Source organism: Enterobacter sp. MGH 4 (assembly GCF_000534735.1).
Lineage (GTDB): Bacteria > Pseudomonadota > Gammaproteobacteria > Enterobacterales > Enterobacteriaceae > Enterobacter > Enterobacter intestinihominis.
In genome coordinates this window covers 177,287-200,644 of the sequence record NZ_KI973293.1, presented here as the reverse complement: position 1 = coordinate 200,644, position 23,358 = coordinate 177,287, and the positions used below count along the sequence as shown (strand labels likewise).

Sequence of the window (23,358 nt, the reverse complement as noted above, 5' to 3'; positions counted from 1 at the left end):
TGCACAGGAACACACTATGGCACTGTTTAAGGCAAAAGACGGCACGCAGATTTACTACAAAGACTGCGGCGCGGGCAAACCGATCCTCTTCAGCCACGGCTGGCCGTTGGACGGCGACATGTGGGACAGCCAGCTGAACTACCTGGCCGAGCGCGGCTTCCGCGCCATCGCCTTTGACCGTCGCGGCTTTGGGCGTTCGGATCAGCCGTGGAACGGCTATGACTACAACACCTTTGCGTCCGACATTAACGACCTGATTACTACCCTGGATCTGCGCGACGTAACGCTGGTGGGCTTCTCCATGGGCGGCGGCGACGTGACCCGCTACATCAACAACTACGGCAGCGAACGCGTGGCTGGTCTGGCGCTGCTGGGCGCGGTCACTCCAATCTTCGGTAAATCGGATACCTTCCCGCAGGGTGTGGATCAGAGCGTGTTCGACGGCATCCGTGACGGACTGCGTAAAGATCGCGCCCAGTTCATCAGCGACTTCGCCACCCCGTTCTACGGCACCAACGCCGGGCAGACCGTGTCCGCAGGCGCGCTGACCCAGACGCTGAACATCGCCCTGCTGGCATCCCTGAAGGGCACCATCGACTGCGTGACCGCCTTCGGCGAAACCGACTTCCGCCCGGATATGGCGAAAATCGACGTGCCGACGCTGGTGATCCACGGCAGCAACGACCAGATCGTGCCGTTTGAAAGCACCGGCAAGCTTGCGGCGGAGATGATCAAAAACGCCACGCTGAAGGTGTACGACAACGCCCCGCACGGCTTCGCGCTGACCCACCAGGATCAGCTCAACGAAGATCTGCTGGCGTTTGTGAAGTCGCTGTAACGTCGTCCAGGGGCATGTTGATCCGGCATGCCCTTATAGATCACTGTTTTAGGTAGTTATTCACTCAGGCTTGCAATCCCGTAAAATTCATTCGCCAGGTTACCGAAGCCTGTAATTTTACTGGAGAGCATATGGACGCAGTTGAGCAAGACGTCAGATTCGAATGGGCAGACTTTTATCAGGCTTTTGCCTCTCAGCTACTGACCTGGCGAAATCGAAGAGAGGAGTTGGTGGCGGGTATTCACCGCATTGCTGCTGAGATTGGTAGTATGTCACACCTACAGGACAAGCCCGCTAATGGCGTCCCCCATCCTTTGAAAGACATTTGTCCTTTCACCACTATGGGCTTGTTTAATCGCTCGCTTACCGTTACCAACCGAAGAAATATCGCAGCCAGCCTGGCAAAACTGATAGGCGTACGCGAAAAGGTTCCTGAATCGTTCGACGGTATTCCGCTACTTAACAATCAGAAATCATGGTTCTTTGGCTATGAGAAATCACGTAAGCCTGAAGACATCGATACGCTGTGGGAAATGTTTTCTCAGGCAATCTCCTTCGCCGACACCCCAAACGCCGATCCCGCTGACTTCCTCTTTTCTTATGACGCCGCATCTAACGTGCGCAATGTGGGCTGGAACCTGACAATGGGATTGTACTGGCTACGCCCCTGGTTCTACCCTACGCTGGATAGCCAGTCTCAGTACTACATCCAGAAAGTCCTGAACATTAAAATCATTAAAAAAGGTGCCAAAGGGCGCTGTAGCGGACACAACTATCAGACCGTAGCCCTGGCGCTCAAAAAGGCTTTTACCCAGCCAAACTATCCGGTTCACTCCTTCCCTGAACTCTCTCTGGCGGCATGGAATATCGATTTGCAACAGTCAAATGATGAAGTCGAGCGGATGACATGGAAAGCGTATTTGCTCAATAAGATCAAGGTGCTGTGCCTACGAAAAGACAGCCCATTTTTCTCTTTGAGGGAGTTAAAAGAGGCCTATCTGGATGAGATTAAGGCGGATTATCCCAATAACAATACTATTGAATCATCCATTTCATATTATCTGCAAAAACTACGTGATGATGATGAACTGGAGTTTCAGACCCCCGGCAATTATGAATACCTCAACTTCGATAAAGGTGAATTGCAGAGCATCACCGAGGAAACGGTTGAAGAGAACGTGCCCGCAGAAATCCCCCACAAGCCTTACGCGATAAGCAATTTGATCGATGAGGGCTGCTTTTTAGAAGAGGAAAAAATCCAATTCATCCTTCAGCGGTTACAGGCCAAAAAAAACCTGATCCTTCAGGGCCCGCCGGGAACCGGTAAAACCTGGCTTGCGCGCCGTCTGGCGTATTGTCTGATGGGCGAGGAAACCTCTAAGCGCATCAGCGCGGTGCAGTTCCACCCTACCCTCTCCTACGAAGACTTTATTCGCGGCTGGCGTCCTAACAATGAAGGACGTTTAGCACTGGTAGACGGGCCTTTTCTCCATGCAATCGACAAAGCAGTAAACGATCCGACAACTAAGTACGTGGTCATTATTGAGGAGATTAACCGGGGCAATCCTGCGCAAATTTTTGGCGAAACGCTGACGCTGATGGAGGCGGATAAACGTACGCCGAATGAGGCGCTTGAGCTCTCATATCGATCTGATATGGATGAAAAAACCTACATTCCTGAAAACCTGTATATCATCGGGACGATGAATATCGCTGACCGCTCGCTTGCCCTGCTAGACCTGGCATTACGGCGCCGCTTTGCGTTTATTGATCTAAAGCCCGAGTTTAACGACGCGTGGAAAAAATGGGTTAACCAACGGTTTAATGTGAGCCTGGACACATTAGCCCTTATCGAATCCAAATTAACCGCTTTAAATGAAAAATTGTCCAGGGATGCGGCCCTGGGACCTCAATTTTGTATCGGGCATAGCTATGTAACCCCACCTGCGGGGTTGAAAATTGACGACGGGATGACCTGGTACGAGCAGATTGTCGAAACCGAAATCTGCCCTTTACTTGCCGAATACTGGTTTGATACGCCGGAGAAAGTCCAGGATTCCAGAAAGGAGCTTCTCAGCGTATGACCGATCTTGCTGAACGTGACGATACGCAGGCTCGGGCAGCTGTATCGCGTATTCCTTTGCGGAATATCTGGCTATTGATGCTGTACGCCTCCAGTCTGTTTCGCCACCACGGGCGCAGCATGGTTGCCGCTGAAAACAACCCGGAGGAGATCCCGGCGCTGGTGGCCAGGATCCTGCTTCACGAAGTGGAGCAGCGGCTGTTAAGGCATTTAAGTATGGGATACCAAACTCGCCGCGCCACGCTTAACAGGGTAAGGGGACGCATTGATGTTCTGCGCACAACTAGTCGACAATTGCTTGAGCGGGCACAGGTAACCTGCCAGTTTCAGGAAATGACGCTGGACACACCACGAAATCGCTATGTTCGCTCTGCGTTAGAGCACCTTGTTCCGCTGCTCAGCAACGGCACGCTGGCTGCACAATGTCGCACAATGGCAATCAATTTGCGTCGTCGTGGTATTGAGGGGGGTATGCCCGGCAAAGGTGAACTGCCGTCAATCACACGTTTTGGCCGCCATGATGCGGCGGATAAAGCCATGGTCGATGCCGCGAAGCTGGCATTTGAATTATGGCTACCAACCCAAACTGCGGGGCAAAAACTGTTGCCAACGCCTTCTGATGACCCTTATTGGATGCGCAAGCTCTTCGAGAAAAGTATGGCGGGTTTCTATCACTTCCATCTTCCCAAAAAAGACTGGACAGTCGCTGCCGGAAAAGAGTTGAAATGGGGATTAACGTCTCAAAGTGCAGGGAGCGAAAGTATTTTCCCAACCATGAACTCGGACATTATTCTTGAGCACAAGCAACCTCCACAGCGCGTCATCATCGACACCAAATTCAATAACATTCTGACTAAAGGCTGGTATCGCGATAAGAGCTTACGCAGCGGTTATATCTACCAGATTTATACCTATCTGCGAACGCAGGAGAACCGAACAGACCCATTATCTCTCTGTTCAGCTGGATTATTACTTCATCCAGCCGTCGATGTAATGCTCTACGAATTCGTTGAGGTACAGGGGCATAAAATCCACTTTGCCACCTTAGATTTAGCAGCAGATGCCGCCACAATGACTCAGCAATTATTGAAATTAGCGCGTGATTGCTGTGGGATAACTGACGTGAATTAAGTTCTGAAGTGGACGCCTGCATGACAGGCGCCCATTTCTCTTAGTTCGCCGGGGCCGGACGCTCCAGCCGCTCATTCTCCGCACGGCTATTTTCTACATGATGCCGACGCTCCGCCAGCAACCGACAAACCTCCGCATGCTTCTCCTCGGTAAAGGTAAAGCGCGACATAAAGCCCATGCGGATCAGCGACCCAATCGCCGGCAGCAGGCAAATCCCGAAGAACAGCCCCGACAGCACGCCTTCGCTCTGGATTTGCGCCTGCGGCACGTAGCCGATCATCGTCAGAAACACGCCGATTAACCCGCCACCCACCGCCACCGACATCTTGCCGGTAAAGGTCTGCCCGGAGAAGGTGATCGCCGCGCAGCGCTTGTTAGTGTGGTACTCCGCGTACTCGATGGTGTCGGCAATCATCGACGAGGTGAGGATGTTGGTCATCATCACGAACAGCGTGCTCAGGCCGAGGAGAATAAACAGCATCGTCACCTGTTGATACCCGACAAACCACATCACCACGCGCACCGCCACGTCCAGCCCGCAGAGGATCATAAACAGCTTCCGCTTCTGCATCCGGCGCGTCAGCATCGGGGCGACCAGGCACAGCACCGCCGCCACAATGCCCATCACGCCAATCGCCATCTGCAGGCTGCCGTCGCCCAGGTTGTTGATAAAGAAGTAGATATACAGCCCGCCCGCAACGTTGTGGAACACGCAAAAAAAGAACGACAGCAGGACGATAAACAGCGGCTTGTTCTGGCGCAGGTTGTGGAAGGTGTCGCGCATCGTCACCTTTTCCGGGCTGGGCGGGACGCGCTCTTTGATCTGCATAAAGCCGTTGAGCATCAGCGGCAGGCCCACCAGCATCATCACCAGCGCCGCCATAAAGTAGCCTTTATCGTTGCTGTACTGGGCGAAGAACGCCGCCAGCTTCGGGAAGAAGATATTGGCGCAGGCAATCCCGGCGTTCACCCCGAGCATCGCCGCCGTCACCGCGCGGGTGCGCTGGGCGGAGTCGTTGGTCATCACCGACGACATCGACCAGAACGGGATATCGGAGATGGCGTACAGCGTCCCCCACAGGATATACGTCACCCCGGCGTAGAGGATTTTGGTGGTCATGTCCGCTTCGATTTTATAGAACGACAGCAGCGTGACGCCGGTGATCAGCAAAGGCGCGATCAGCAAAAAGTGGCGAAACTTGCCGAACCGGCTGTTAATCGTGTCCATTATGCTGGCAAACAGCGGATCGTGAACCGCGTCCCACGCGCGGGCAATCAGGAAGATGGTGCTCGCCGCCAGCGCCGAGATCCCCAACACGTCGGTGTAAAAATAGTTAATAAACGAACCCACTAAACCAAAACTAAAACACTGACCTAAACCATAGCCAAAATAAGACCACAACTCGCGAGACGGTATTTTCATTGTCGTTGCCATAGTGCGTACCTGGTTGCCCGGCGACAGCGCGCCGGGTCGTTATTATTAGCCCTGCGGATTCGGGGCGATTTTGCGCAGCTTCTGCATCAGCGCAATTTCAGCGCGTGAGAACGGAATGCCGTTCTCCTCAAACACGTCGTGGAACCAGAGGCGACAGTAGTCCGTGGACTCCTTCATCACCACCGGCCACGGCAGCCACGTCTGGGTTTTGCCGCGCACCAGCCCCCACTGATACGGCGCAACCTTCGCCATGTACATCAGCGGAAGCTGCTCTTCAATCGTGCTGCCCACGTGGCGCGCCAGCCATTCGGTGCAGAACAGCGGGCGACCGAGCGCTTGCAGCTGCTGAATCATCGCCGTCATGCGCCCCGTGTGGGTGTAGGCGTGGAAGCTCACCACGTCCGAGAGCGCCAGCGCGGTCTGGTCCAGCGGGTGCTGGAAGAACGTCTCGCCCTCCTCTTCCGGCGGGACGCGCCACGCGCAGACGGTGAGCGGCTGGGTCGGGTCTTCTTCACGCACCCACTGGAACGCCAGCTTCATCAGCGCGTGGGCGCAGGTCTCCAGCTTCGCGTCGTACTGCACCTCCTGCGTGCCCGTCGCGAAAATGCCGCGGTTGCCCGGCTCGTTATACAGATCCCACAGCAGCACGCGCCTGTCGTCGCGGAACTGGCGGACAACGTCGCGGATATAGCGTTCAATGTCTGCCCAGCAGTCCGGATCGCACACCTTATCGCGACCGGGGCTCGCCGCCGCCTGGCTGTTGTGCTTGCCCGGCACCGGCGGCTTTTGCGGGCCGAGGTACGGCTCGTCACCGGAGAAGCCGCAGTCGTCCATCAGGGTCAGCATGGTGCTGAACCCGTGACCGTCGGCAATCGTCAAAAAGCGGTCGATGCGCGCCATCAGCCCGTCGCGGTCATGCTCCCAGACGATAAACGGCAGGTTGATGCGCAGGGTGTTATAGCCCGCCTCAGCCGCCCAGCCCAGCTCGCGGTCAATGGTTGCGGCATCGAAGGTCTCTGCCTGCCAGATATCGGTCCAGTTCACCGCCGTCGACGGCAAATAGTTAAACCCGCACAGCCAGCCCTTCTGCTGATACCACGCCTGTGCCTGCTCCCTGCTCCACTGCTCTTTCATTACGCATCCTCTTACTGATAATGTTTAGCTAATAAATATTAGCTGCGGGATAAATGCGCAAATTACGGCGTTTAGAAAAGCGATGCCCCTCACAAAGTTCACGCTTCGATGAATGAGAAACGTGATCGACGGCGCTAAAGCGTGCGGTTAGGGTATGATGCGAAGTCGCGAAAGGGAGAGGACGGATGAAGCGAAAAACAAAAGTGACGATGAACGATATTGCGCGGGCGGCAGGGGTGTCGCAGGCGACGGTATCGCTGGTGCTTAACCAGTCCCGCAACATCAAGCTCAGCGACGACACCCGCCAGCGGGTGATTAGCGTCGCCACCGAGCTCGGCTACGACCGCCTCCCCACCGTTCACGCCCCGCGCAACCAGGAAGAGATCGCCCTGCTGGTCAGCTCGCTGCAGAGCTTTGACCCGTTTATCGACGCCATCAGCCAGGCGCGGGAAGCGGCGTGGCGCAACGAGACCCTGCTCACCGTCTACGACTACGGCGACGACGTGGAGCTGGCGCTGAACATTATCCGCCAGCTTGAGAAGCGCAACTGCATCGGGATTATTCTCGCCTCTCCGGTCACCACGCTGGTGGACATGACGGCGTTTCACGACTGTACCCGCATCCCGCTGGTGCTGCTCAACCAGCGAGACCCCGGCTCGCCGCTGCTGCCGTCGTTTATCCCGGACGACTACGCCAACGCCTTCCAGGTCACTAAACACCTCATCGCCTGCGGGGCCACGCGCATCGCCCACATCACCGGCGAGAGCTGGATGGAGGCCTCCCGCCAGCGTCTGGCGGGCTACCGGGCGGCGCTACATCAGGCCGGACTCGCGTGCGACGACGGCCTGGTGCGCCAGACCAACTGGCAGTTCAGCGAGTCCTTTACCGCCACCACGGCCCTGCTGGAACTGACCGAGCGTCCGGACGCCATCTTCTGTGCCAGCGACTGGCTGGCGATTGGCTGCTACCAGGCGCTGGCGGTGAATGGCGTGCGTATCCCGCAGGACATGCTGCTGGCGGGCTACGACGACCAGAAGATTTCCGAACAGCTCACCCCACCGCTGACCAGTATCCAGCTGCCCTACAGCGAGCTGGGACGGCTGGCGGTGGAGTACCTGTGCAATCAGGAAGATGCCGCCACACACGTGACGCTGGCGGGCAGGCTGAAGGTGCGCGCCTCAAGCCCCGTCTGAAGTAAATACCATGCCCGCATAGGGCTTCTCGCGACACGCCGCCAGCCGCGCGGCGAGGCTGCCCACGTGCAGCTCCAGCTTGTGCCCGTCCGGGTCGAGAAAATAGAACGACGCCCCCTCGCTTTTGTTCTGCTTCCAGACGGTGACGCCCGCCTGCTCAAGCCTTTGCGAGAGCGGTTCAAAATCCGCTTCCGCCACGGTAAACGCGTAGTGGGTGTAGTCGCTCTCCTGCGGTGGCACGTACTGGCGCGCCTCGTCGTAGGACAGGCAGACCCATAGATCGCCGCAGGTGAGATAGGCCCCGGTATTCCAGCGGGCGTGCAGCGCAAGCCCCAGCAGCTCGTGCCAGAAGGTGACGCTTTTTTGCAGGTCGCTGACCGCGAGGGTCAGATGGTTGAGTGATTGCAGCATGACGTGCCCTTTTGTTTTTCGCGCCGGACGTGATACGGTAATGAGATGAACATAAACCACGCCGTGCTCACCGTAAACCGCTGGTGGCTGCCTTCTTAAGGCGGCACGGAGTAGTTTTCCCCATTTTCAGATAGCCGCCGAAAGGCGGCTTTCACATTTCTAAGACCCCTTTCGGCATGACAACGTTAAGGAGTCTTTATGAACGCACCAACCATCCTCACCGGCGACCGCCCAACCGGCCCACTGCACCTCGGCCACTTCGTCGGATCGCTGCGCCAGCGCGTGGCGCTTCAGCAGACGCACAACCAGTTTGTGCTGATTGCTGACCTTCAGGGGCTGACCGACAACGGCAGCAACCCGCAGAAGATCCGCGACAACATCCCCGAAGTGCTGGCCGACTACCTCGCCGCCGGTATCGACCCGAACCTGACCACGATCTGCCTACAATCCGCCCTGCCCGCCCTCGCCGAGCTGACGATGCTGTATATGAACATCGTCACCGTCGCCCGCGTGGAGCGTAACCCGACGGTGAAAAACGAGATTGCGCAGAAGGGCTTCGCCCGCTCGCTGCCGGTCGGGTTTATGGCCTACCCCATCAGCCAGGCAGCGGACATCACCGCGTTTAAGGCCGAGTGCGTGCCCGTCGGCGACGACCAGTTGCCGATGATTGAGCAGACCAACGAGATTGTGCACAAGATGAACAGCCTGCTGCCCACCCCGGTGCTGCGCCACTGCAAGGCGATGCTGAGCGACACCAGCCGCCTGCCCGGCATCGACGGCAGCGCCAAGATGTCGAAATCGCTGGGCAACACGCTGCACCTGTCGGCCAGCGAAGAAACCATTCACCGTGCGGTAAGCGCCATGTACACCGACCCGAACCACCTGAAGGTGAGCGACCCGGGGCAGATTGAGGGGAACGTGGTGTTTACGTATCTCGACGCGTTTCACCCGGACAAGGAGAAAGTGGCGGCGATGAAGGCGCATTATCAGGCGGGCGGGCTGGGCGACCGGGTTTGCAAGAACGAGCTGGAGGCGTGTTTGCAGGAGCTGATTGCGCCGATGCGGGAGCGGAGGGCGATGTATATGCAGGACAAGGGGGAGCTGATGGCGATGCTGAAGCGCGGCACGGAACGGGCGCAGGGGGTGACGCAGGAGACGTTGAGGGAGGTGAAGGTTGGGCTGGGGGTGCCGGTGTTTAGTTAAAGTAGGTTTAGCGGTGAAGTGCGGGGGATTGGCATGAAGCCGCTAACTTGATTATTGCGTAAATAAGCGAGGCGCAAAAAATTCTTAAATGCATTATTAGCCATTTTCGTTTGTCATTCTGTTAAGAGCGATATATTCATAGACTCTTTATTTTTTTAACCGTCTCGGTAAATGCTATGGGCAAGTTTATTATTTACATGCTGAATATATTATTCTGTGGTTATGTACTGGTTACATGCCTCATTTCTTTGGTTGGTTTTGATAACTGGGAGGACCGTACAATCGCAATAACAATCATATTAGGAAGTGCACAACTTATTGCGACATTACTTAATCGGGCACTGCCTCATAAGTTACATATTTTAGGAGGGATAGCTGAACTGATAGAAGGTCCGCTATTAGTTATTGGCGCAATTGTGTGTCTGGATGTGTTTGAACCCAGGCCTATGAAGATTATTGGAATGTTCGCGTGGGTTATTTTTATGATGTTTCGGCCATCATTTACGAAAAGGAATAAAGAATGATATTCCCTGCCCGCACAAACGAAACGCTGGCGGGCAAGTTCAACATAGAATCAAGCAGCGGAACCCGATGTTGGACGTTCGTTCCACGCGTCGTGCGCTAACAAGTTACCGTCCTTGTACAAATGGGTAATCTTCTCATAATTAAACGCCACTTCCTCCATATGCCCCGTCCCCGGACAGCCTCGGGTGTCGTACATTACTGGACTCACAGAAATGACCTTAACGTTCTCGAGCGTGATTCGGTAATACTCCTCCTCCTGCCCGGAATAGTTAATATGGTAAAACCTGAATTCAGCCGTTTTAAGGGTCTGACCCGTTGCTGCCGCTTTGAACAGATAGGGCGAAGAGCTATCCAATTCCTTGGCAAACTGAAACGGCGAATGTTGGCGAGTGCCAGTGACCTTTCCCGTTGCCGAGTCGGTTGGCAGGCTGAGGTTATGTTGTAATCCTCTTAGCTCAATACTTCCCTCCCTTTGTGCAACGTCACAAGAACCACAAATCATTGTGCCGCCGTCATTGGTTAAAAAGAGATGTACAGGTACGGCCATTCTATTGCTCCTTGCGTTTTAGTCGTATAACCATTTGCCCGCTTTTGCGGATTCGATAAGCATTCCAATAGTGAAATCTGGAACCATCACCACCGGGAATTTTTTGAATGGATTCCATGAAAAAGGCTCATCAGGGTAGTAGGTGTTTATGTTAAAATTCCCTCTATCAACATCAAATTCTTTAAAAAATTCTTCCATTAAATCTTCTGCTTCAGTGACATCAAGCTGCATGTCAGTATCCAAATCAGTTTTTGCATTCAGTAATTTCTGCTTCGCTTCGTTATTCATCAGATAAACGCCGTTATAGCGTCTGGCTAAGGCGTAGATGCGCTGCTCAATATCCTCTACCATAGTTTGTCGCTGCCCCGTGCGATTCGATTATAATCACGTATTGCAGCATAGGTGATTAGCGATACATCAGCGACTAATATCACCATACCAACTAATGGAATCGTTCTTCCGATAAACGTACTGATTTGTGAAACCATCCTACAGCGTACAGTCCATGGCGTGTAGCCGCCAATCCATGTCGGGAGCCTAATGCCATACGGGAACTTAGCTTGTTTGAAATAGCGCCTCATGGCTTTCGAGGCTCGGGACGTTCCTTCCTTCGCTCCCGCGGGTTTCTTTCTGGTCTTCTGATTATTAGCACCGCTATATAACGCAGCAATACCAGCGACATCGTCAATACTAAAATGATCGGCAATTGACTCACAGTAAATCATAAAGAAAAGGCCGCCAGCGGTAAGATTTGTTCTGCCAGCATAAAAATACGTTCCATTTAGTTCTTCGGTTGTGTTCATAGTTCATTCCATTGAGTTGCTCCAGGAAGAATCATAAATGTTGGACAATAATTAAATTGAGATCTCTAACATACTTCTGAAAAAACCCCCTATATAACCACAATGATAAGAATACAGCCATATCATTCAGTTCAATAATATTATTGAAAAAACAGATTACCCCTTCCACTAATTTAAACACCCTCGCTTCAGGAACAAGGGTGTTCCAATACGTTATTATTTTGCTTGGCCTATATTGCGCTTAACTAACGGGATATCTCCAGTATCATTCAGCGCTCCCGGAAACGTCTTCAACCACTGCGCGACTTTTTGCTTATTTATATTCACCACACTCATACCTTCCAGGCATCCCCATAATTCTCTTGTATGTTGTGGCGTAATCACAATGCAGTCTTTCATGGCGCGGATTTTCACCGGCATGCCGTCGATAAAGCCCGCACGTTTTAACCAGTCGCCGCCCAAAAGAAGGTATTTCATATCGATGCGTGCATAGAGTTCGCAGCAGGCGGCACTGTCCTGCGGCGTTTCCGCGCGGGGATGAATGGGTGCCGCGTTGGGTTGGTTGCCGTGAAGACGGCGGGCGCTGTTTTTGCGTACCAGCTCGCGGTTTTCAATCATGCCGGTGAAAGCGTCTGATTCTGTTTTGCAAACAGTAAACTCTGGCTTAAAATTCGTCGCAGCCATTTTCAACTCCTTTTCAGTTGCTGGTGGTTAGCGGTATGGGGGTGTTGCAGCACCTTCATATCGCGAATTCTTCTTCAAATTCTCTTTGATACTTCCTTTGCCGTTCGGCGTAATTTCTGGTGCTCATTATACAGGACTGAATATAAATACAGCGGTTTGGCGTGGGGTAAATTTGGAATTTGCGAGGGGGATTCAGGAAATAGGGTTATGTGCGGTAAGGTCATGTTTTTGTTGATTGTGGGTTGATTGGTCTGGGTTTTGCGAGCATTATCGCAATTATTTACCCTCTTCCGTAACGCGATGGCTTCCAGCAAAACTCTCGAGCAGGCAATTGCCGACATCACCATCTGGCGCAAAGGCGAACAGCGTGCGCCGCATAAACCTTTATTGCTTCTGTACGTGCTGGCGAACTATCAGCATGGGCATGCGCGATTGTTTGACTATGGAACCGAAGTCCACGAACAGTTGCTTAGCCTGCTAGAACGGTTTGGCCCACAGAGGAAGACGCATTACCCGAATATGCCCTTCTGGCGGCTCAAGGGGGACGGGTTTTGGGATCTTCAGAATACTGAGTTCTGTTCGACCACGGGCAGCAAACAGCCGCCTGTTAAAGAACTTGTGGAGCAGAAGGTCGCAGGCGGGTTTGATGAAGAACACTTTGCGCTGCTGAATAAGAACAAAAATCTGATCGGCTCGCTGGCGCAGCAGATCCTTGAAGCGCATTTTCCTGAAAGCATTCAGGAAGAGATCGCGGATGAGATGGGTTTTGATATCCAGCAGATCCGTAAGATTCGCGATCCGCTATTCCGCCAGCAGGTACTGCGTGCTTAAAACTATGAATGTGCCATCTGCGGATTCAACATGCGACATGATAACGCCTCCGTTGGACTTGAAGCCGCGCATATTAAATGGAAGCAGTTTGGCGGGCCGTGTGAGATCCCGAACGGGCTGGCGCTGTGTGCGATTCATCATAAGGCGTTTGATAAAGGATCGATTGGGCTTGATGAGAGTATGCGGGTGCTGGTGTCCGAGGCAGTGAATGGGAATGGGATCGTTGGGCGGTTGTTCTGGGATTTTGCAGGAAAGCAAATTGCGCTGCCGGTGGTGAAAGGGAATTATCCAGGTGAGGGGTTTGTAGAGTGGCATCGGAGGGAGGTTTTTAGAGAATGAGTGCGAAGGCCGGACTCGAACATCGCAACTATCCTTATGATCATAAGAGATTAAAAATTTTCATATTGGACATGATACCAACATTGATACCATCAGTCCCTATTGGTGATAATCGAACAATCAATGTAGAAACATTAGACCAGTATTCATAGCTTCACATCTATTGAGAAATTATAAATGACAATCAAAAATGTACAATAACCAATTGACGACCAATTACCTTGAAAACAACTATGATGAATAATTTTTTCTGCCAACATAATAGTTTTATTAAGAATAGCCACAAAAACGCCACATAAAAATATATGTTAACTATTAGCCAATACATTCCCTATATTAAGAAGATAATTCCAAATCTATAAGATTTATGATATAATGGAATTAGGTAATATATACACTTGGAACTAAAATGCAAAAGAAACTTCCAGAAGAATCACTACTTGAGAAACTAACAAAAGAAGAACTTCTTAAGCTGGTTAAAGAGATGCATGAAGATAAAAAAATGCATGCTATTTTCTCTACGGACGCAGATTTGTATGCTAATGATGCAACTCTAATGTGGCAGGGTCGGAACAGATTCTTAGCTGAAACAGTAACACCAGTCACGATAAAGAGCGATGCGAAAAAGAGCTATCCTGAAAAAATCGGTGGAAATCATCGAATCATTGATGGTGATAATTTAGCTGTGATGCGCTCATTAATTAATGAATTCCGTGGCGGACCGAACACTGGATTCGATGTGGTATATATGGACCCGCCATATAACACAGGAAGTGATGCATTTATTTATAATGACAATTATAGATTTTCAAAGGCTGAAGTAGATAAATTAAAAGATGCTATTGGAAGAGTTGAAAAGGGTGTTTCACTTGATGACCCATCCCGACATACTAAGTGGATAAATCATATTGCTCCTCGCCTTTGGGCAGCAAGAAAACTACTAAAGCATACTGGTGTACTCATAATATCTATCGATGAACATGAATTACCAAGACTGTGGATGCTTCTAGAAGAAATGTATGGTGAAAAAAACCGTATTGCCACACTTATTTGGGAAAGGTCAAGGAAAAATGATGCAAATTATATTTCTGAAGGCCATGAGTATCTATTAGTTTGGGCCCGCGACAAATCTGCTCTCGATTCAAAAATGAAAGAACTTGCTAAAAACAAGAAATGGGAGAGATACAAAGGAAAATGGAGAAAGCCCAAAGAAGGTGCAGAAGATATACTGACAGCATACTCTGATGCTAAAAAAATATTTTTGGATGATATTCCTAAAATCCAAAAATATATGAATGATTTTTTCAAAAATCTGCCAGAAGATCATCCTGCAAAGAAAATTCGTTATCGCAAAGTAGACAAAAATGGCGTCTATAATGACGACGGTAATCTAAACTGGCCAGGCGGTGGTGGCCCTCGATACGATGTAGTACACCCAATTACACATAAACCATGTAAAGTCCCAGCATCTGGCTGGAGGATTGCTAATCCTGAGGTAATGCAAGCTTTAATTGATGCCGATAAGATTGCTTTCAAAAGCGATCACAATGGTATTCCGAGAATGAAAACCTATTTACATGAAATGGAATCAGAAGTCGCAACTTCAGTGATTAGAAGAATGGGTCAAAGAGCGGTAGAAACCGTAACAAATATTCTTGGAAAAAATTCATTCGATAATCCCAAAGATCATGAAATGCTGGCAGAACTCTTCAACCTTGTTACTTGGAGAGATCCCAATGCAATTATTTTCGATCCTTATGCAGGAAGTGGAACTACTGGTCATGCTGTTTTGACTATGAACTCTGAGGATAATGGTCAGAGAAAATTTATTTTAGTAGAAAATGGTGATCCTTCAAATAAAAAAATCAACCGCGATCACTATGTGAATAATATAACGGCTGAACGAATTAGAAGAGTCCTTTCCGGTAATTGGGCTGACAAATCTCAGCATCCCAAAATCAATGAAGGATTCAATTTTTATGAAGCTAAAAAGACTGTCAGCAAAACAGTCATCATGGAATCTAATAGAGAAAATTTAGCTGATATTATTTTACAGGTTGTTGAAGATGATTCTAACCGTTTAGATTGTCGCATGGATGGCTATAAATATCTAATTGGAAAGACAAAACTTGGCTTTGGAATTGCATTGGTGTGGGAAGCAGGCAAAGCCAATGGACATCAGCCCTTAACAAGAGAAATCCGTTCAGTAATTATGGATGAGGCTAAGAAAGCGAATGTGAACAGACCTGTTTATATTTATGCTGTAGCTAATGTATCTCCGTTGAATGATCAGCTTTACCGCTTCCAGCAGATTCCTGATTCAATTCTGGCGAGATTAAATTTACTGGAAGAAGAGTAATCATTTTGAAACTAACAATAGACACACTCAAACCATTTCAAATTAAAGCAGCAAGTGAAATTGCTGAGATGATTGCAACTTACCCTAACCCTCCTTACAAAAGGAGGTTTGATCCCGAAACCGGTATGTCGCTTCCCTTCCTTTGCAGGCTAAAAGCTATTACGGGGAGTGGTAAAACGCCGATACTTTCACTCGCATGTAACAAAATCGGTGATGGTATTATCCTTTGGACTACTAACAGAGGAGCAGTAATCTCACAAACAAAAAATAATCTTAGTGTTGGAGGAAAATACTCTAATTTACTTCCTGACGATGTAAATATCCTGAATTTAAATGAGATTACGGAAACTGATTGGGTCGATATTTGTCGTGCCAAAAAAGGCTTAACAATTATCCTTGCTACTGTTGCTTTATTTAATAGGGATGGAGATGCTTTAAATGTTCATAAAGACAGAGATGGCATTAGTCATTGGGATGTTCTTTCAGGAAAGGGGCCGGAAGGTAGAAATCGCCAACTTTATGTAGTCTACGATGAAGCTCATGGTGGTACAAAAGCTCAGTTCTCAAGATTGAAAGAACTCAATCCTCGTGCATTTATTTTAGCATCTTCCTCCGAAATGTCGGGCGATCTCATTGATCTTTTGCCTGGGAACAATGTGGATGAAAAATCTTTATCTTTAAAAAATCAAACAGTAGTAGTTTCGACACCATTAGTTGTTAAAGAAGGGCTATTAAAGACCCGTCTTTATCTTGTCGATTGTAACACTTCTCGATTAGATGCATTAACCGAAGCTAATACTAAATGGCAAGAACTTAGCACTAAACTAAGTAGCTTTAATACTTGGCCTGTAATTTGTTGCATCGTAAATTCAACATTAGCAGGCTTAGAAGTTTGGGAATCGTTGGTCAGTCAGTTAAAAGTTGATCCAAAAAGAATTGCCGTTCATTTAGCAAATGTAAATTCCAACTTAGCTAATGTTAATCCTAATGCACCATGGAGCTTATTAGTCGATACTCATAAAGCGAAGAAAAGCCCTGAAGATTTACATGATGAAGGTTATTCACATATCATCTGGAATTTATCATTAAGAGAAGGTTGGGATGAACCATGGGCTTATGTAGCTTATCTTGATGGGTTAGGTAAATCTACTACTGATATCTCACAAAAAATTGGTCGTTTTTTGAGACAACCTAATGCTACTCCTTTTGATGATGGAGACTTAAATTCAGCATACTTTTATTTTAATGTTCCAGATAAAGATTTTTCAGAACTTGTTAAAACTACACAAAATGACCTAAGTGATTCAGGTTATGAAATAGTCTCAATCGAAAGTAACAGTCCGAGACCACAAATTTCGAGAGAAGTGCCTGTTAAAAAGGAAGTGTTTGTTTCTAAAGTCGCAGAAACTTTCGGTGAAGACCTTGAAATATTAGACCAAATACTACTTTCAAATGTGCCTCTTTTTTCTGATGAAAGCCTTCGTTCAAAAGGAAAAATGCATACACGAGTTTTAGATTTAGTTAACAGTTGTGAAGATTTGGATCTTAATAAAGAAGAAACTAAGGATGACAATGCTGATATTTCTGTATGGGAATATTTAGTCTCAAGATTAGGAACTTATGATAACCGTATAGCCCGGAAATCAGGGACATGTTTTACTCCTTTTGTAAAAAATGATCCTAAGATGAAGCAGCGGATGCAATTTGGCTCAGATGCAATGTTGCAAATCAATAATAATCTATCAAATATTACTCGTCTGCTTAATAATGAGTTCCATCTCGAATATGAATACGATGACATATATGCGGTAAAGTCATTTAATTTAGTTTCACCAGACTATCAATATGAAGACTTAAATAAAAGAAACAGATACAAAGTTAATGCCTTTAAAAATGCCTTGCATTCTGAATATAATGGCCTAAATAAATTTGAGTTAGAAATTGCAGAATCAATTGATTCATTAGGAGTTGATTGGTGCAGAAATCCATCAAAAACAGGTTATAACATTCCTATCCCTGAAATTGGTCAAGGGACTTCTAATTTCTTTCCTGATTTTTTATTATGGACTAAAAATCAAGTGTGGGCTTTAGATCCAAAAGGTTCACATTTAATTAATGATGCGATTTTTCTAAAGCTCATGGCTGTATCAGATATAAATGATAAAAGATTGAGATTAAAGGTCGGATTTGTATTAGAAGGCGAATATATACTTGGTATCAATAATCGTCCCCAACTACAGAGTAAGAATGGTTGTACTTTAATTTATAAAAAGAACTCATCGATCAGAGCTAAATCATACCCGACGTCAAAAGAACTGGCTAAAGATTTGCTTGTTTTATAATGAAATTAAATGTGTGTTAGATGACAAATTTAGGTGGCTCATCTAACACTTATTTTTCAAAAATCTAAAGTTTTGTTATGCAGTGCATTTAAAATCATGAACACATAGCTTTATCATTTTTTTAATAATTATGCTGAGGAAAAAAATGGAATATACATTCAACATTTTTGAAGAAACAGATGAAAAAAATCATAACCATTATTTAGTTTTTGATTCATTTAATACTTGCCTTGGTTATTTCAATAATATCGATTTAGCATATGGTTTGATAAATATCTATTTAAGGTATTTAGAAGAAATCTATGAAGATAGCTCACATTTTAAACTTAAAAGACAGATAGCACAAGTTTCAGATGAAATTAAAAAGCAAAATAATAAAAAACTTGACGAAACAATATATATTGATGGATTAATCACCTCACTGCACTACATAGAAATAAATAAGGAAAAAGAATTCCTATTTACTGAAAAACATAAATTATTCTCTACCATACCTACTTTACTAAATGAAAAAAATTTTAAACTGGTCTTCAGTAGTGAAGATATCAATACCTTGCACAAGCGATTTCTTTCCACATTGATTGAAGAAAAATATACAAATGGTAGTATGGTTGAGACTTTGAAAAATGCACTTTCTGATAAATTTGAAGAAAATGACCTTGCTAATTACTTCCCATTTTTATTTCAAAAAAATGAAATAGATAATGAATTAATCGAGTCGATAAAACCACCAAAATTAGGTTCATGATTTTTATTTATAATTACTATTGACTTCTCCTTTTTTTATTTTATTAATTTATAAAAAAGGAGATTTCAATAGTGGCCGAACATTACGATTCAATACAATCCGTTTTCTCAGAGTTGATTAGACAATATAGCAACCCAAGTAATAAAAATGAAAAAGGACAAAATCTTATTTTTAAAGATTACACTTGGAATATGAATGATTTAGAATCATTAACAAAAAACGGATTCAATATCAATAGCATTGATAACTTTGGTAAAACTCCTATTTTCTATTGCAAGAATAAAATTCAATTTAGATTGCTTTTACTTTTTGGGGCTAATATTAATCATGTGGATAACGAGGGGAAAAACCTTTTGTTTTATGTTAATGAGCCTGAAAATGTTGAGTTGATGTTGAAGTTCGATATAAATAAAAATTTAACTGATATCAAAAATCATTGTTTTTTATCTCATGAGTTGTTTCACACGATACCAGATATATTTTCGCCACACCTAAAACCCACCAACAAAAAAAATATAGAAATTTTCCAAGTGTTCAAAAACACACATGAATGCTTAAGACTACTTAATGAAAAAGAAATTAAGTTTTTTCTTTCAAAAAAAGCTCATATCAATTTTGATCCTCTTTCAAATCCAGTGCCATTTAAAAAAACTCTTGATTTATTGAAAAAAACAGAAGCCTCACCAGATACAAAGTTTACATTCTACTCTGATGAAAATAAGATATGTAATTTATACACACTTCATCAATTAGAGAAAGAGATAAGCAAGGGCTAACTCATCGAAGCGCTACGCTGCTTCTTCGAGTTTCCCTTGTTTTTTCGCCCTTCGGTTGAAAAAAATTAAACGCAAAATCAACACACTGCATTGACATTATTCGCCTCTATTATATAAATAAATTAAGCATAAGGAATATGCTTTTATTTAATTATATGAAAAGGAGTTCATATGGTCGAAAATAATACTTTTAATAAGATCGTTGTAAGTAAGCATTCCCGTAATAAAAGCGTTAACGAAGCGAAGCTCTCACAAAGCCAGCTTCGTTCTCATTGCGTCAGTGTCAGATTAAATGATGCAGAGCTAAAGCTTCTCAATGAGAAACGTGGCCGTCATCGTAAAGGTGAATGGGTTCGTTTAGCCCTCATTGAAAAGCTTCCAGTAACTGTCCCTCCTATCAACTTAGAAGCATGGAAATCTCTGAGCGAAATATCACAGAAGCTGAACAAGCTTGTCGCTCATCTGGATAACAAAAGCCAGGGAAGCTCTCTGACGCAAACAGAACTATTCGCAGTGAAGCGCCAGATATCTGAGCTTCGCATGAAGCTGATTACTGCTGACTTATGGAAATAAATCAATGAAGGGGATGCAGAAGATAAAGCGAGGTAAGAACTTCGCTGGCGTAGTGTTTTATGCATTGAGACCAGCTTCTCATCACAAAGTTGATCCAGTTGTCGTAGGTGGCAATATGATGGGGAGCCTCGCTAAAGAGCTAATAGCTGAGTTTGGTGCTACAAAAACACTTCGCCCTGATGTGGCTAAACCCGTTTGGCACAACTCGCTTCGCTTACCTAAAGGTGAATCACTAACGCCTGTGCAGTGGTCCTACATCGCAGATGACTACATGGCAAGAATGGGGTTTTCTGAAACGCATCTCAGATGCTACGTCCTACATGACGACGAAGATGGCCAGCACATCCATATCATCGCCAGCAGAGCGTCTCTTGATGCCGGAAAGCTCTACCTTGGGAAGAATGAGAATCTTATCAGCACACGTATCATCCAGGAACTTGAAAAAGACTATCAGTTAACCAGAACCAAAGGACCGAAAGCATCTCCGGCAGCGCCCTCACCTAAACCGAAGCTCAAAAAATCCCGTAATGAGATGATGATAGAAAAGAGAACTGGTGAGCTATGCCCAAAAGGAATCATCCAAAACGCCCTTAACGAACTGCTTGATACCAGGCAATCGATTACCGACTTCGTGCAACAGCTTGTGGCACAAAATATCAGGCCAATCCCTAACATTGCCTCTACTGGACGCATGAACGGCTTCTCATTCGAATACAACGGGATTGCTTTCAAAGCATCTCAATTGGGAAAAGGGTATTCCTGGTATGCTTTGCAAAGCAGAATCGACTACCAACCGGAACGTGATAATGCTTTCCTGTTTGAACTGAAAGCATCTGTCAGTGAAGCGCCTTGTACGTTCATGACTACAGATGCTCCTGAAATCACAACAAGAGAGGTTCACAGCCCCATAGAAGCGCTTATCCATGATAACCGTGCTGGGCAGGACGAATACACTAACGCTTCTGTAAAGCAGTTTCACTTAGAAGCTGGTGCTAAAGAATCGTTAAAAGAAGCCCCCGACCGAAGCTATGCAGTTTCAGCATTCAGGTGGTTGGAGTACATCCCCTACCTCGATTTAATTTATCGTATGTTGAAAAACCTCAAAATACCAACCCTTAAACGCCCTCGAAAACACAAAACCATCACTGGCGTGAGAGTGGTAGAGATTATGCCTATCCCCAAAAAAAATCTCATCGAATCAGCACCTCAATCCAGAAGAACATCGCTTTCGATGTAAGGCTGGCAAACCTTTTTTGATAAATATAGCCCAATATATTGATCGTTTATACCGATCGATAATCTAGTGTTGATAGGCTATATCTATCATTAATTCATAATCGATCGGTACAAGTGATTTGCGTTTCTTACGAACTAAGTCAAAATGTCAATTTACATGCAATCATCTAACGATATGATTTAACTAGTCTATTTACTTATTCATTAGCTCAAACGCAGGGTTTGAAATGGCAACTACCATCTCAACTGTAAGCCTGGACGGTTTCATACATCACCGAATATGACTTCATTTTGAACACTAAGGAACTTGTATGAGCATCTCCGCTACGAAAAGCAGGAAGAAAGAAGCTGAAGCTGGTCTTTCTGATGATCCTCGGCAAACGGAAATCACGACACCCAATTTTGTGCTGTTTGACGAAACTTTCACATTTATTGAGACTTTCTCTGCCACTGTCATCAACTCCGATCCAGGCAATGGTCATATCTGGGTAAAAACCAACACAGGGGATGAGAAGCAGATTTCTGACTATGGTATCCCTTTCAGAAGTTCACACACTATCCATAAATACGAACTTCGCCAATACAGTGAGGATGGTTCGTATGATGCATATAAAGATGCGCTTATCGTTAATAAGAAAACGGGTGAACACGAGGTAAACTTAAAAAGAAAAACCATTATTATCCCCGCTTTTCTGACAATGCTATTTCATACTGCCTCCACAGCATCGTATTACAGAGCAATGCCTGTTCCAAAGTTTCTCACCGTTATTTTCATTTTACTTTGTGCTGCTGCACTTATTTCATTTCTCACACTACCCTGGGGATTTAAAGACGGCTACATGTGGAGCGACCACAAATACATGTGGTTTACATATCTTTTCTCAAGAGTTGGAAGTTTTATTTGTATCAATTTGATGAAAAGACGAAGCCAGAAATTTGAAAAAGAACTTAGAAATCTTGACCTGCCCCCACGATTAGATACAACACTCAGTTAGTAACGTCGGAATCTTCATTCTCAGAATGACCCTTTCTCCAGCCCGCTGCAAATTCAGACGGTGTCTGATAATTCAGCGTGGAGTGCGGGCGGCATTCGTTATAATCCTGCCGCCAGTCATTAATAATTTTCCTGGCATGAACGATATCGCTGAACCAGTGCTCATTCAAACATTCATCGCGAAATCGTCCGTTAAAGCTCTCAATAAATCCGTTCTGCGTTGGCTTGCCCGGCTGGATTAAGCGCAACTCAACACCATGCTCAAAGGCCCATTGATCCAGTGCACGGCAAGTGAACTCCGGCCCCTGGTCAGTTCTTATCGTCGCCGGATAGCCTCGAAACAGTGCAATGCTGTCCAGAATACGCGTGACCTGAACGCCTGAAATCCCAAAGGCAACAGTGACCGTCAGGCATTCCTTTGTGAAATCATCGACGCAGGTAAGACACTTGATCCTGCGACCGGTGGAAAGTGCGTCCATGACGAAATCCATCGACCAGGTCAGATTGGGCGCCGCCGGACGGAGCAGCGGCAGACGTTCTGTTGCCAGCCCTTTACGACGTCTTCTGCGTTTTACGCCCAGGCCACTGAGGTGATAAAGCCGGTACACGCGCTTATGATTAACATGAAGCCCTTCACGGCGCAGCAACTGCCAAATACGACGGTAGCCAAAACGCCTGCGCTCCAGTGCCAGCTCAGTGATGCGCCCTGATAAATGCGCATCAGCAGCCGGACGGTGAGCCTCATAGCGGCAGGTCGACAGGGATAAACCTGTAAGCCTGCAGGCACGACGTTGCGACAGACCGGTCGCATCACACATCAACATCACGGCTTCCCGCTTCTGGTCTGTCGTCAGTACTTTCGCCCAAGAGCCACCTGAAGCGCCTCTTTATCCAGCATGGCTTCGGCAAGCAGCTTCTTGAGTCTGGCGTTCTCTTCCTCAAGCGACTTCAGGCGCTTAACTTCAGGCACCTCCATACCGCCATACTTCTTACGCCAGATGTAAAACGTGGCATCGGAAATGGCATGCTTGCGGCAGAGTTCACGGGCGGGTACCCCAGCTTCGGCTTCGCGGAGAATACTGATGATCTGTTCATCGGAAAAACGCTTCTTCATGGGGATGTCCTCATGTGGCTTATGAAGACATTACTAACATCGGGGTGTACTAATCAACG

Annotated in this window: 20 protein-coding genes and 1 pseudogene; 13 read left to right on the top strand and 8 right to left on the bottom strand. The window is 46.9% G+C overall.

Annotated elements, in window-relative coordinates; genetic code table 11:
* Positions 1–16 precede the first annotated feature (16 nt).
* The 3 genes from L350_RS09695 (at position 17) to mcrC (ending at position 4,052) form a co-directional block, all read left to right on the top strand.
* The gene (locus tag L350_RS09695; protein WP_032625329.1) at positions 17–838 is read left to right on the top strand and encodes an alpha/beta fold hydrolase; all 822 of its coding nucleotides are present in this window, start codon (positions 17–19) and stop codon (positions 836–838) included.
* 131 nt (positions 839–969) lie between these two features.
* Positions 970–2,922: an AAA family ATPase gene (locus L350_RS09700; protein ID WP_032625327.1), complete on the top strand. Its 1,953-nt coding sequence runs from the start codon at positions 970–972 to the stop codon at positions 2,920–2,922.
* Complete coding sequence (gene mcrC, locus L350_RS09705; RefSeq protein WP_032625325.1) at positions 2,919–4,052, top strand: 5-methylcytosine-specific restriction endonuclease system specificity protein McrC; 1,134 nt, start codon at positions 2,919–2,921, stop codon at positions 4,050–4,052. Before L350_RS09700 ends, mcrC begins: the two co-directional genes overlap by 4 nt.
* 40 nt (positions 4,053–4,092) lie before the next feature.
* On the opposite strand, the gene L350_RS09710 is transcribed toward mcrC, so the two are convergent.
* Together L350_RS09710 and L350_RS09715 are read right to left on the bottom strand one after the other, a co-directional pair.
* Positions 4,093–5,487, bottom strand: coding sequence for an MFS transporter (locus L350_RS09710; RefSeq protein ID WP_032625323.1), 1,395 nt, complete (start codon positions 5,485–5,487; stop codon positions 4,093–4,095).
* 45 nt (positions 5,488–5,532) lie between these two features.
* Positions 5,533–6,621: a cellulase family glycosylhydrolase gene (locus L350_RS09715; protein ID WP_032625321.1), complete on the bottom strand. Its 1,089-nt coding sequence runs from the start codon at positions 6,619–6,621 to the stop codon at positions 5,533–5,535.
* Between the two features lie 185 nt (positions 6,622–6,806).
* Here L350_RS09715 and L350_RS09720 point away from each other — a divergent pair, with 185 nt between their 5' ends.
* Complete coding sequence (locus L350_RS09720) at positions 6,807–7,814, top strand: LacI family DNA-binding transcriptional regulator (protein WP_032625319.1); 1,008 nt, start codon at positions 6,807–6,809, stop codon at positions 7,812–7,814.
* Here the strand turns inward: L350_RS09720 and fosA are convergent.
* Entirely contained in the window at positions 7,800–8,225 is a 426-nt protein-coding gene (gene fosA, locus L350_RS09725) for a FosA/FosA2 family fosfomycin resistance glutathione transferase (protein WP_032625316.1), read from the bottom strand. The two genes, L350_RS09720 and fosA, sit on opposite strands and share 15 nt — an antisense overlap.
* Before the next feature lie 198 nt (positions 8,226–8,423).
* On the opposite strand from fosA, the gene trpS reads away from it, so the two are divergent.
* Positions 8,424–9,428 carry a tryptophan--tRNA ligase gene (gene trpS / locus L350_RS09730; RefSeq protein ID WP_032625314.1) on the top strand — a complete coding sequence of 335 codons (1,005 nt, stop codon included), beginning with the start codon at positions 8,424–8,426 and terminating at the stop codon, positions 9,426–9,428.
* Between the two features lie 574 nt (positions 9,429–10,002).
* On the opposite strand, the gene L350_RS09740 is transcribed toward trpS, so the two are convergent.
* The 4 genes from L350_RS09740 to L350_RS23935 form a co-directional block, all read right to left on the bottom strand.
* The gene (locus L350_RS09740) at positions 10,003–10,500 is read right to left on the bottom strand and encodes an Hcp family type VI secretion system effector (protein ID WP_032625308.1); all 498 of its coding nucleotides are present in this window, start codon (positions 10,498–10,500) and stop codon (positions 10,003–10,005) included.
* A gap of 18 nt (positions 10,501–10,518) precedes the next feature.
* Positions 10,519–10,851 (bottom strand): DUF1493 family protein, encoded by a 333-nt coding sequence (locus tag L350_RS09745; protein ID WP_032625306.1) that lies wholly within the window; start codon positions 10,849–10,851, stop codon positions 10,519–10,521.
* A complete protein-coding gene (locus L350_RS0122475; protein WP_032625305.1) occupies positions 10,845–11,303 on the bottom strand; it encodes an STM2901 family protein in 459 nt (152 codons plus the stop codon). The genes L350_RS09745 and L350_RS0122475 overlap by 7 nt, the downstream gene beginning before the upstream one ends.
* A 216-nt stretch (positions 11,304–11,519) precedes the next feature.
* Positions 11,520–11,987, bottom strand: a complete 468-nt coding sequence (locus L350_RS23935) for a SymE family type I addiction module toxin (RefSeq protein WP_080686362.1) — start codon at positions 11,985–11,987, stop codon at positions 11,520–11,522.
* Positions 11,988–12,287: 300 nt separating this feature from the next.
* Here L350_RS23935 and L350_RS0122465 point away from each other — a divergent pair.
* The 8 genes and pseudogenes from L350_RS0122465 (at position 12,288) to L350_RS09775 (ending at position 22,186) form a co-directional block, all read left to right on the top strand.
* Positions 12,288–13,157: pseudogene (locus tag L350_RS0122465) on the top strand (phosphorothioated DNA-binding restriction endonuclease).
* 409 nt (positions 13,158–13,566) lie between these two features.
* The gene (locus L350_RS09750; protein ID WP_032625303.1) at positions 13,567–15,516 is read left to right on the top strand and encodes a site-specific DNA-methyltransferase; all 1,950 of its coding nucleotides are present in this window, start codon (positions 13,567–13,569) and stop codon (positions 15,514–15,516) included.
* 5 nt (positions 15,517–15,521) lie between these two features.
* On the top strand, positions 15,522–17,858 hold the full coding sequence (locus L350_RS24285; protein WP_144300342.1) for a DEAD/DEAH box helicase family protein: 2,337 nt from the start codon (positions 15,522–15,524) through the stop codon (positions 17,856–17,858).
* A gap of 145 nt (positions 17,859–18,003) precedes the next feature.
* The gene (locus L350_RS09755) at positions 18,004–18,606 is read left to right on the top strand and encodes a hypothetical protein (protein WP_032625301.1); all 603 of its coding nucleotides are present in this window, start codon (positions 18,004–18,006) and stop codon (positions 18,604–18,606) included.
* A 71-nt stretch (positions 18,607–18,677) separates the two neighbouring features.
* Positions 18,678–19,382 (top strand): ankyrin repeat domain-containing protein, encoded by a 705-nt coding sequence (locus L350_RS09760; protein ID WP_032625300.1) that lies wholly within the window; start codon positions 18,678–18,680, stop codon positions 19,380–19,382.
* A gap of 171 nt (positions 19,383–19,553) precedes the next feature.
* Positions 19,554–19,955, top strand: a complete 402-nt coding sequence (locus L350_RS09765; RefSeq protein WP_032625299.1) for a hypothetical protein — start codon at positions 19,554–19,556, stop codon at positions 19,953–19,955.
* A 4-nt stretch (positions 19,956–19,959) separates the two neighbouring features.
* On the top strand, positions 19,960–21,192 hold the full coding sequence (locus L350_RS09770) for a relaxase/mobilization nuclease domain-containing protein (RefSeq protein WP_032625297.1): 1,233 nt from the start codon (positions 19,960–19,962) through the stop codon (positions 21,190–21,192).
* A 310-nt stretch (positions 21,193–21,502) separates the two neighbouring features.
* Complete coding sequence (locus L350_RS09775) at positions 21,503–22,186, top strand: hypothetical protein (RefSeq protein ID WP_032625295.1); 684 nt, start codon at positions 21,503–21,505, stop codon at positions 22,184–22,186.
* Here the strand turns inward: L350_RS09775 and L350_RS09780 are convergent.
* A protein-coding gene (locus L350_RS09780; protein ID WP_096147877.1) for an IS3-like element ISSen4 family transposase occupies positions 22,179–23,299 on the bottom strand; the annotation gives its coding sequence in 2 pieces (ribosomal slippage) (positions 22,179–23,041 and positions 23,041–23,299; 1,122 coding nt in all). The two genes, L350_RS09775 and L350_RS09780, sit on opposite strands and share 8 nt — an antisense overlap.
* Positions 23,300–23,358: the final 59 nt, after the last annotated feature.

What these genes read in the sequence shown, in the direction of transcription:
- L350_RS09695 (WP_032625329.1), top strand. Translation starts at nt 17, where the DNA reads ATGGCACTGTTTAAGGCAAAAGACGGCACGCAGATTTACTACAAAGAC.
- L350_RS09710 (WP_032625323.1), bottom strand. Translation starts at nt 5,487, where the DNA reads ATGGCAACGACAATGAAAATACCGTCTCGCGAGTTGTGGTCTTATTTT.
- L350_RS09775 (WP_032625295.1), top strand. Translation starts at nt 21,503, where the DNA reads ATGAGCATCTCCGCTACGAAAAGCAGGAAGAAAGAAGCTGAAGCTGGT.
- L350_RS09740 (WP_032625308.1), bottom strand. Translation starts at nt 10,500, where the DNA reads ATGGCCGTACCTGTACATCTCTTTTTAACCAATGACGGCGGCACAATG.
- L350_RS09715 (WP_032625321.1), bottom strand. Translation starts at nt 6,621, where the DNA reads ATGAAAGAGCAGTGGAGCAGGGAGCAGGCACAGGCGTGGTATCAGCAG.
- L350_RS09700 (WP_032625327.1), top strand. Translation starts at nt 970, where the DNA reads ATGGACGCAGTTGAGCAAGACGTCAGATTCGAATGGGCAGACTTTTAT.
- L350_RS09750 (WP_032625303.1), top strand. Translation starts at nt 13,567, where the DNA reads ATGCAAAAGAAACTTCCAGAAGAATCACTACTTGAGAAACTAACAAAA.
- trpS (WP_032625314.1), top strand. Translation starts at nt 8,424, where the DNA reads ATGAACGCACCAACCATCCTCACCGGCGACCGCCCAACCGGCCCACTG.
- L350_RS09720 (WP_032625319.1), top strand. Translation starts at nt 6,807, where the DNA reads ATGAAGCGAAAAACAAAAGTGACGATGAACGATATTGCGCGGGCGGCA.
- L350_RS09745 (WP_032625306.1), bottom strand. Translation starts at nt 10,851, where the DNA reads ATGGTAGAGGATATTGAGCAGCGCATCTACGCCTTAGCCAGACGCTAT.
- L350_RS23935 (WP_080686362.1), bottom strand. Translation starts at nt 11,987, where the DNA reads ATGGCTGCGACGAATTTTAAGCCAGAGTTTACTGTTTGCAAAACAGAA.
- L350_RS09765 (WP_032625299.1), top strand. Translation starts at nt 19,554, where the DNA reads ATGGTCGAAAATAATACTTTTAATAAGATCGTTGTAAGTAAGCATTCC.
- L350_RS09755 (WP_032625301.1), top strand. Translation starts at nt 18,004, where the DNA reads ATGGAATATACATTCAACATTTTTGAAGAAACAGATGAAAAAAATCAT.
- L350_RS09770 (WP_032625297.1), top strand. Translation starts at nt 19,960, where the DNA reads ATGAAGGGGATGCAGAAGATAAAGCGAGGTAAGAACTTCGCTGGCGTA.
- fosA (WP_032625316.1), bottom strand. Translation starts at nt 8,225, where the DNA reads ATGCTGCAATCACTCAACCATCTGACCCTCGCGGTCAGCGACCTGCAA.
- L350_RS0122475 (WP_032625305.1), bottom strand. Translation starts at nt 11,303, where the DNA reads ATGAACACAACCGAAGAACTAAATGGAACGTATTTTTATGCTGGCAGA.
- mcrC (WP_032625325.1), top strand. Translation starts at nt 2,919, where the DNA reads ATGACCGATCTTGCTGAACGTGACGATACGCAGGCTCGGGCAGCTGTA.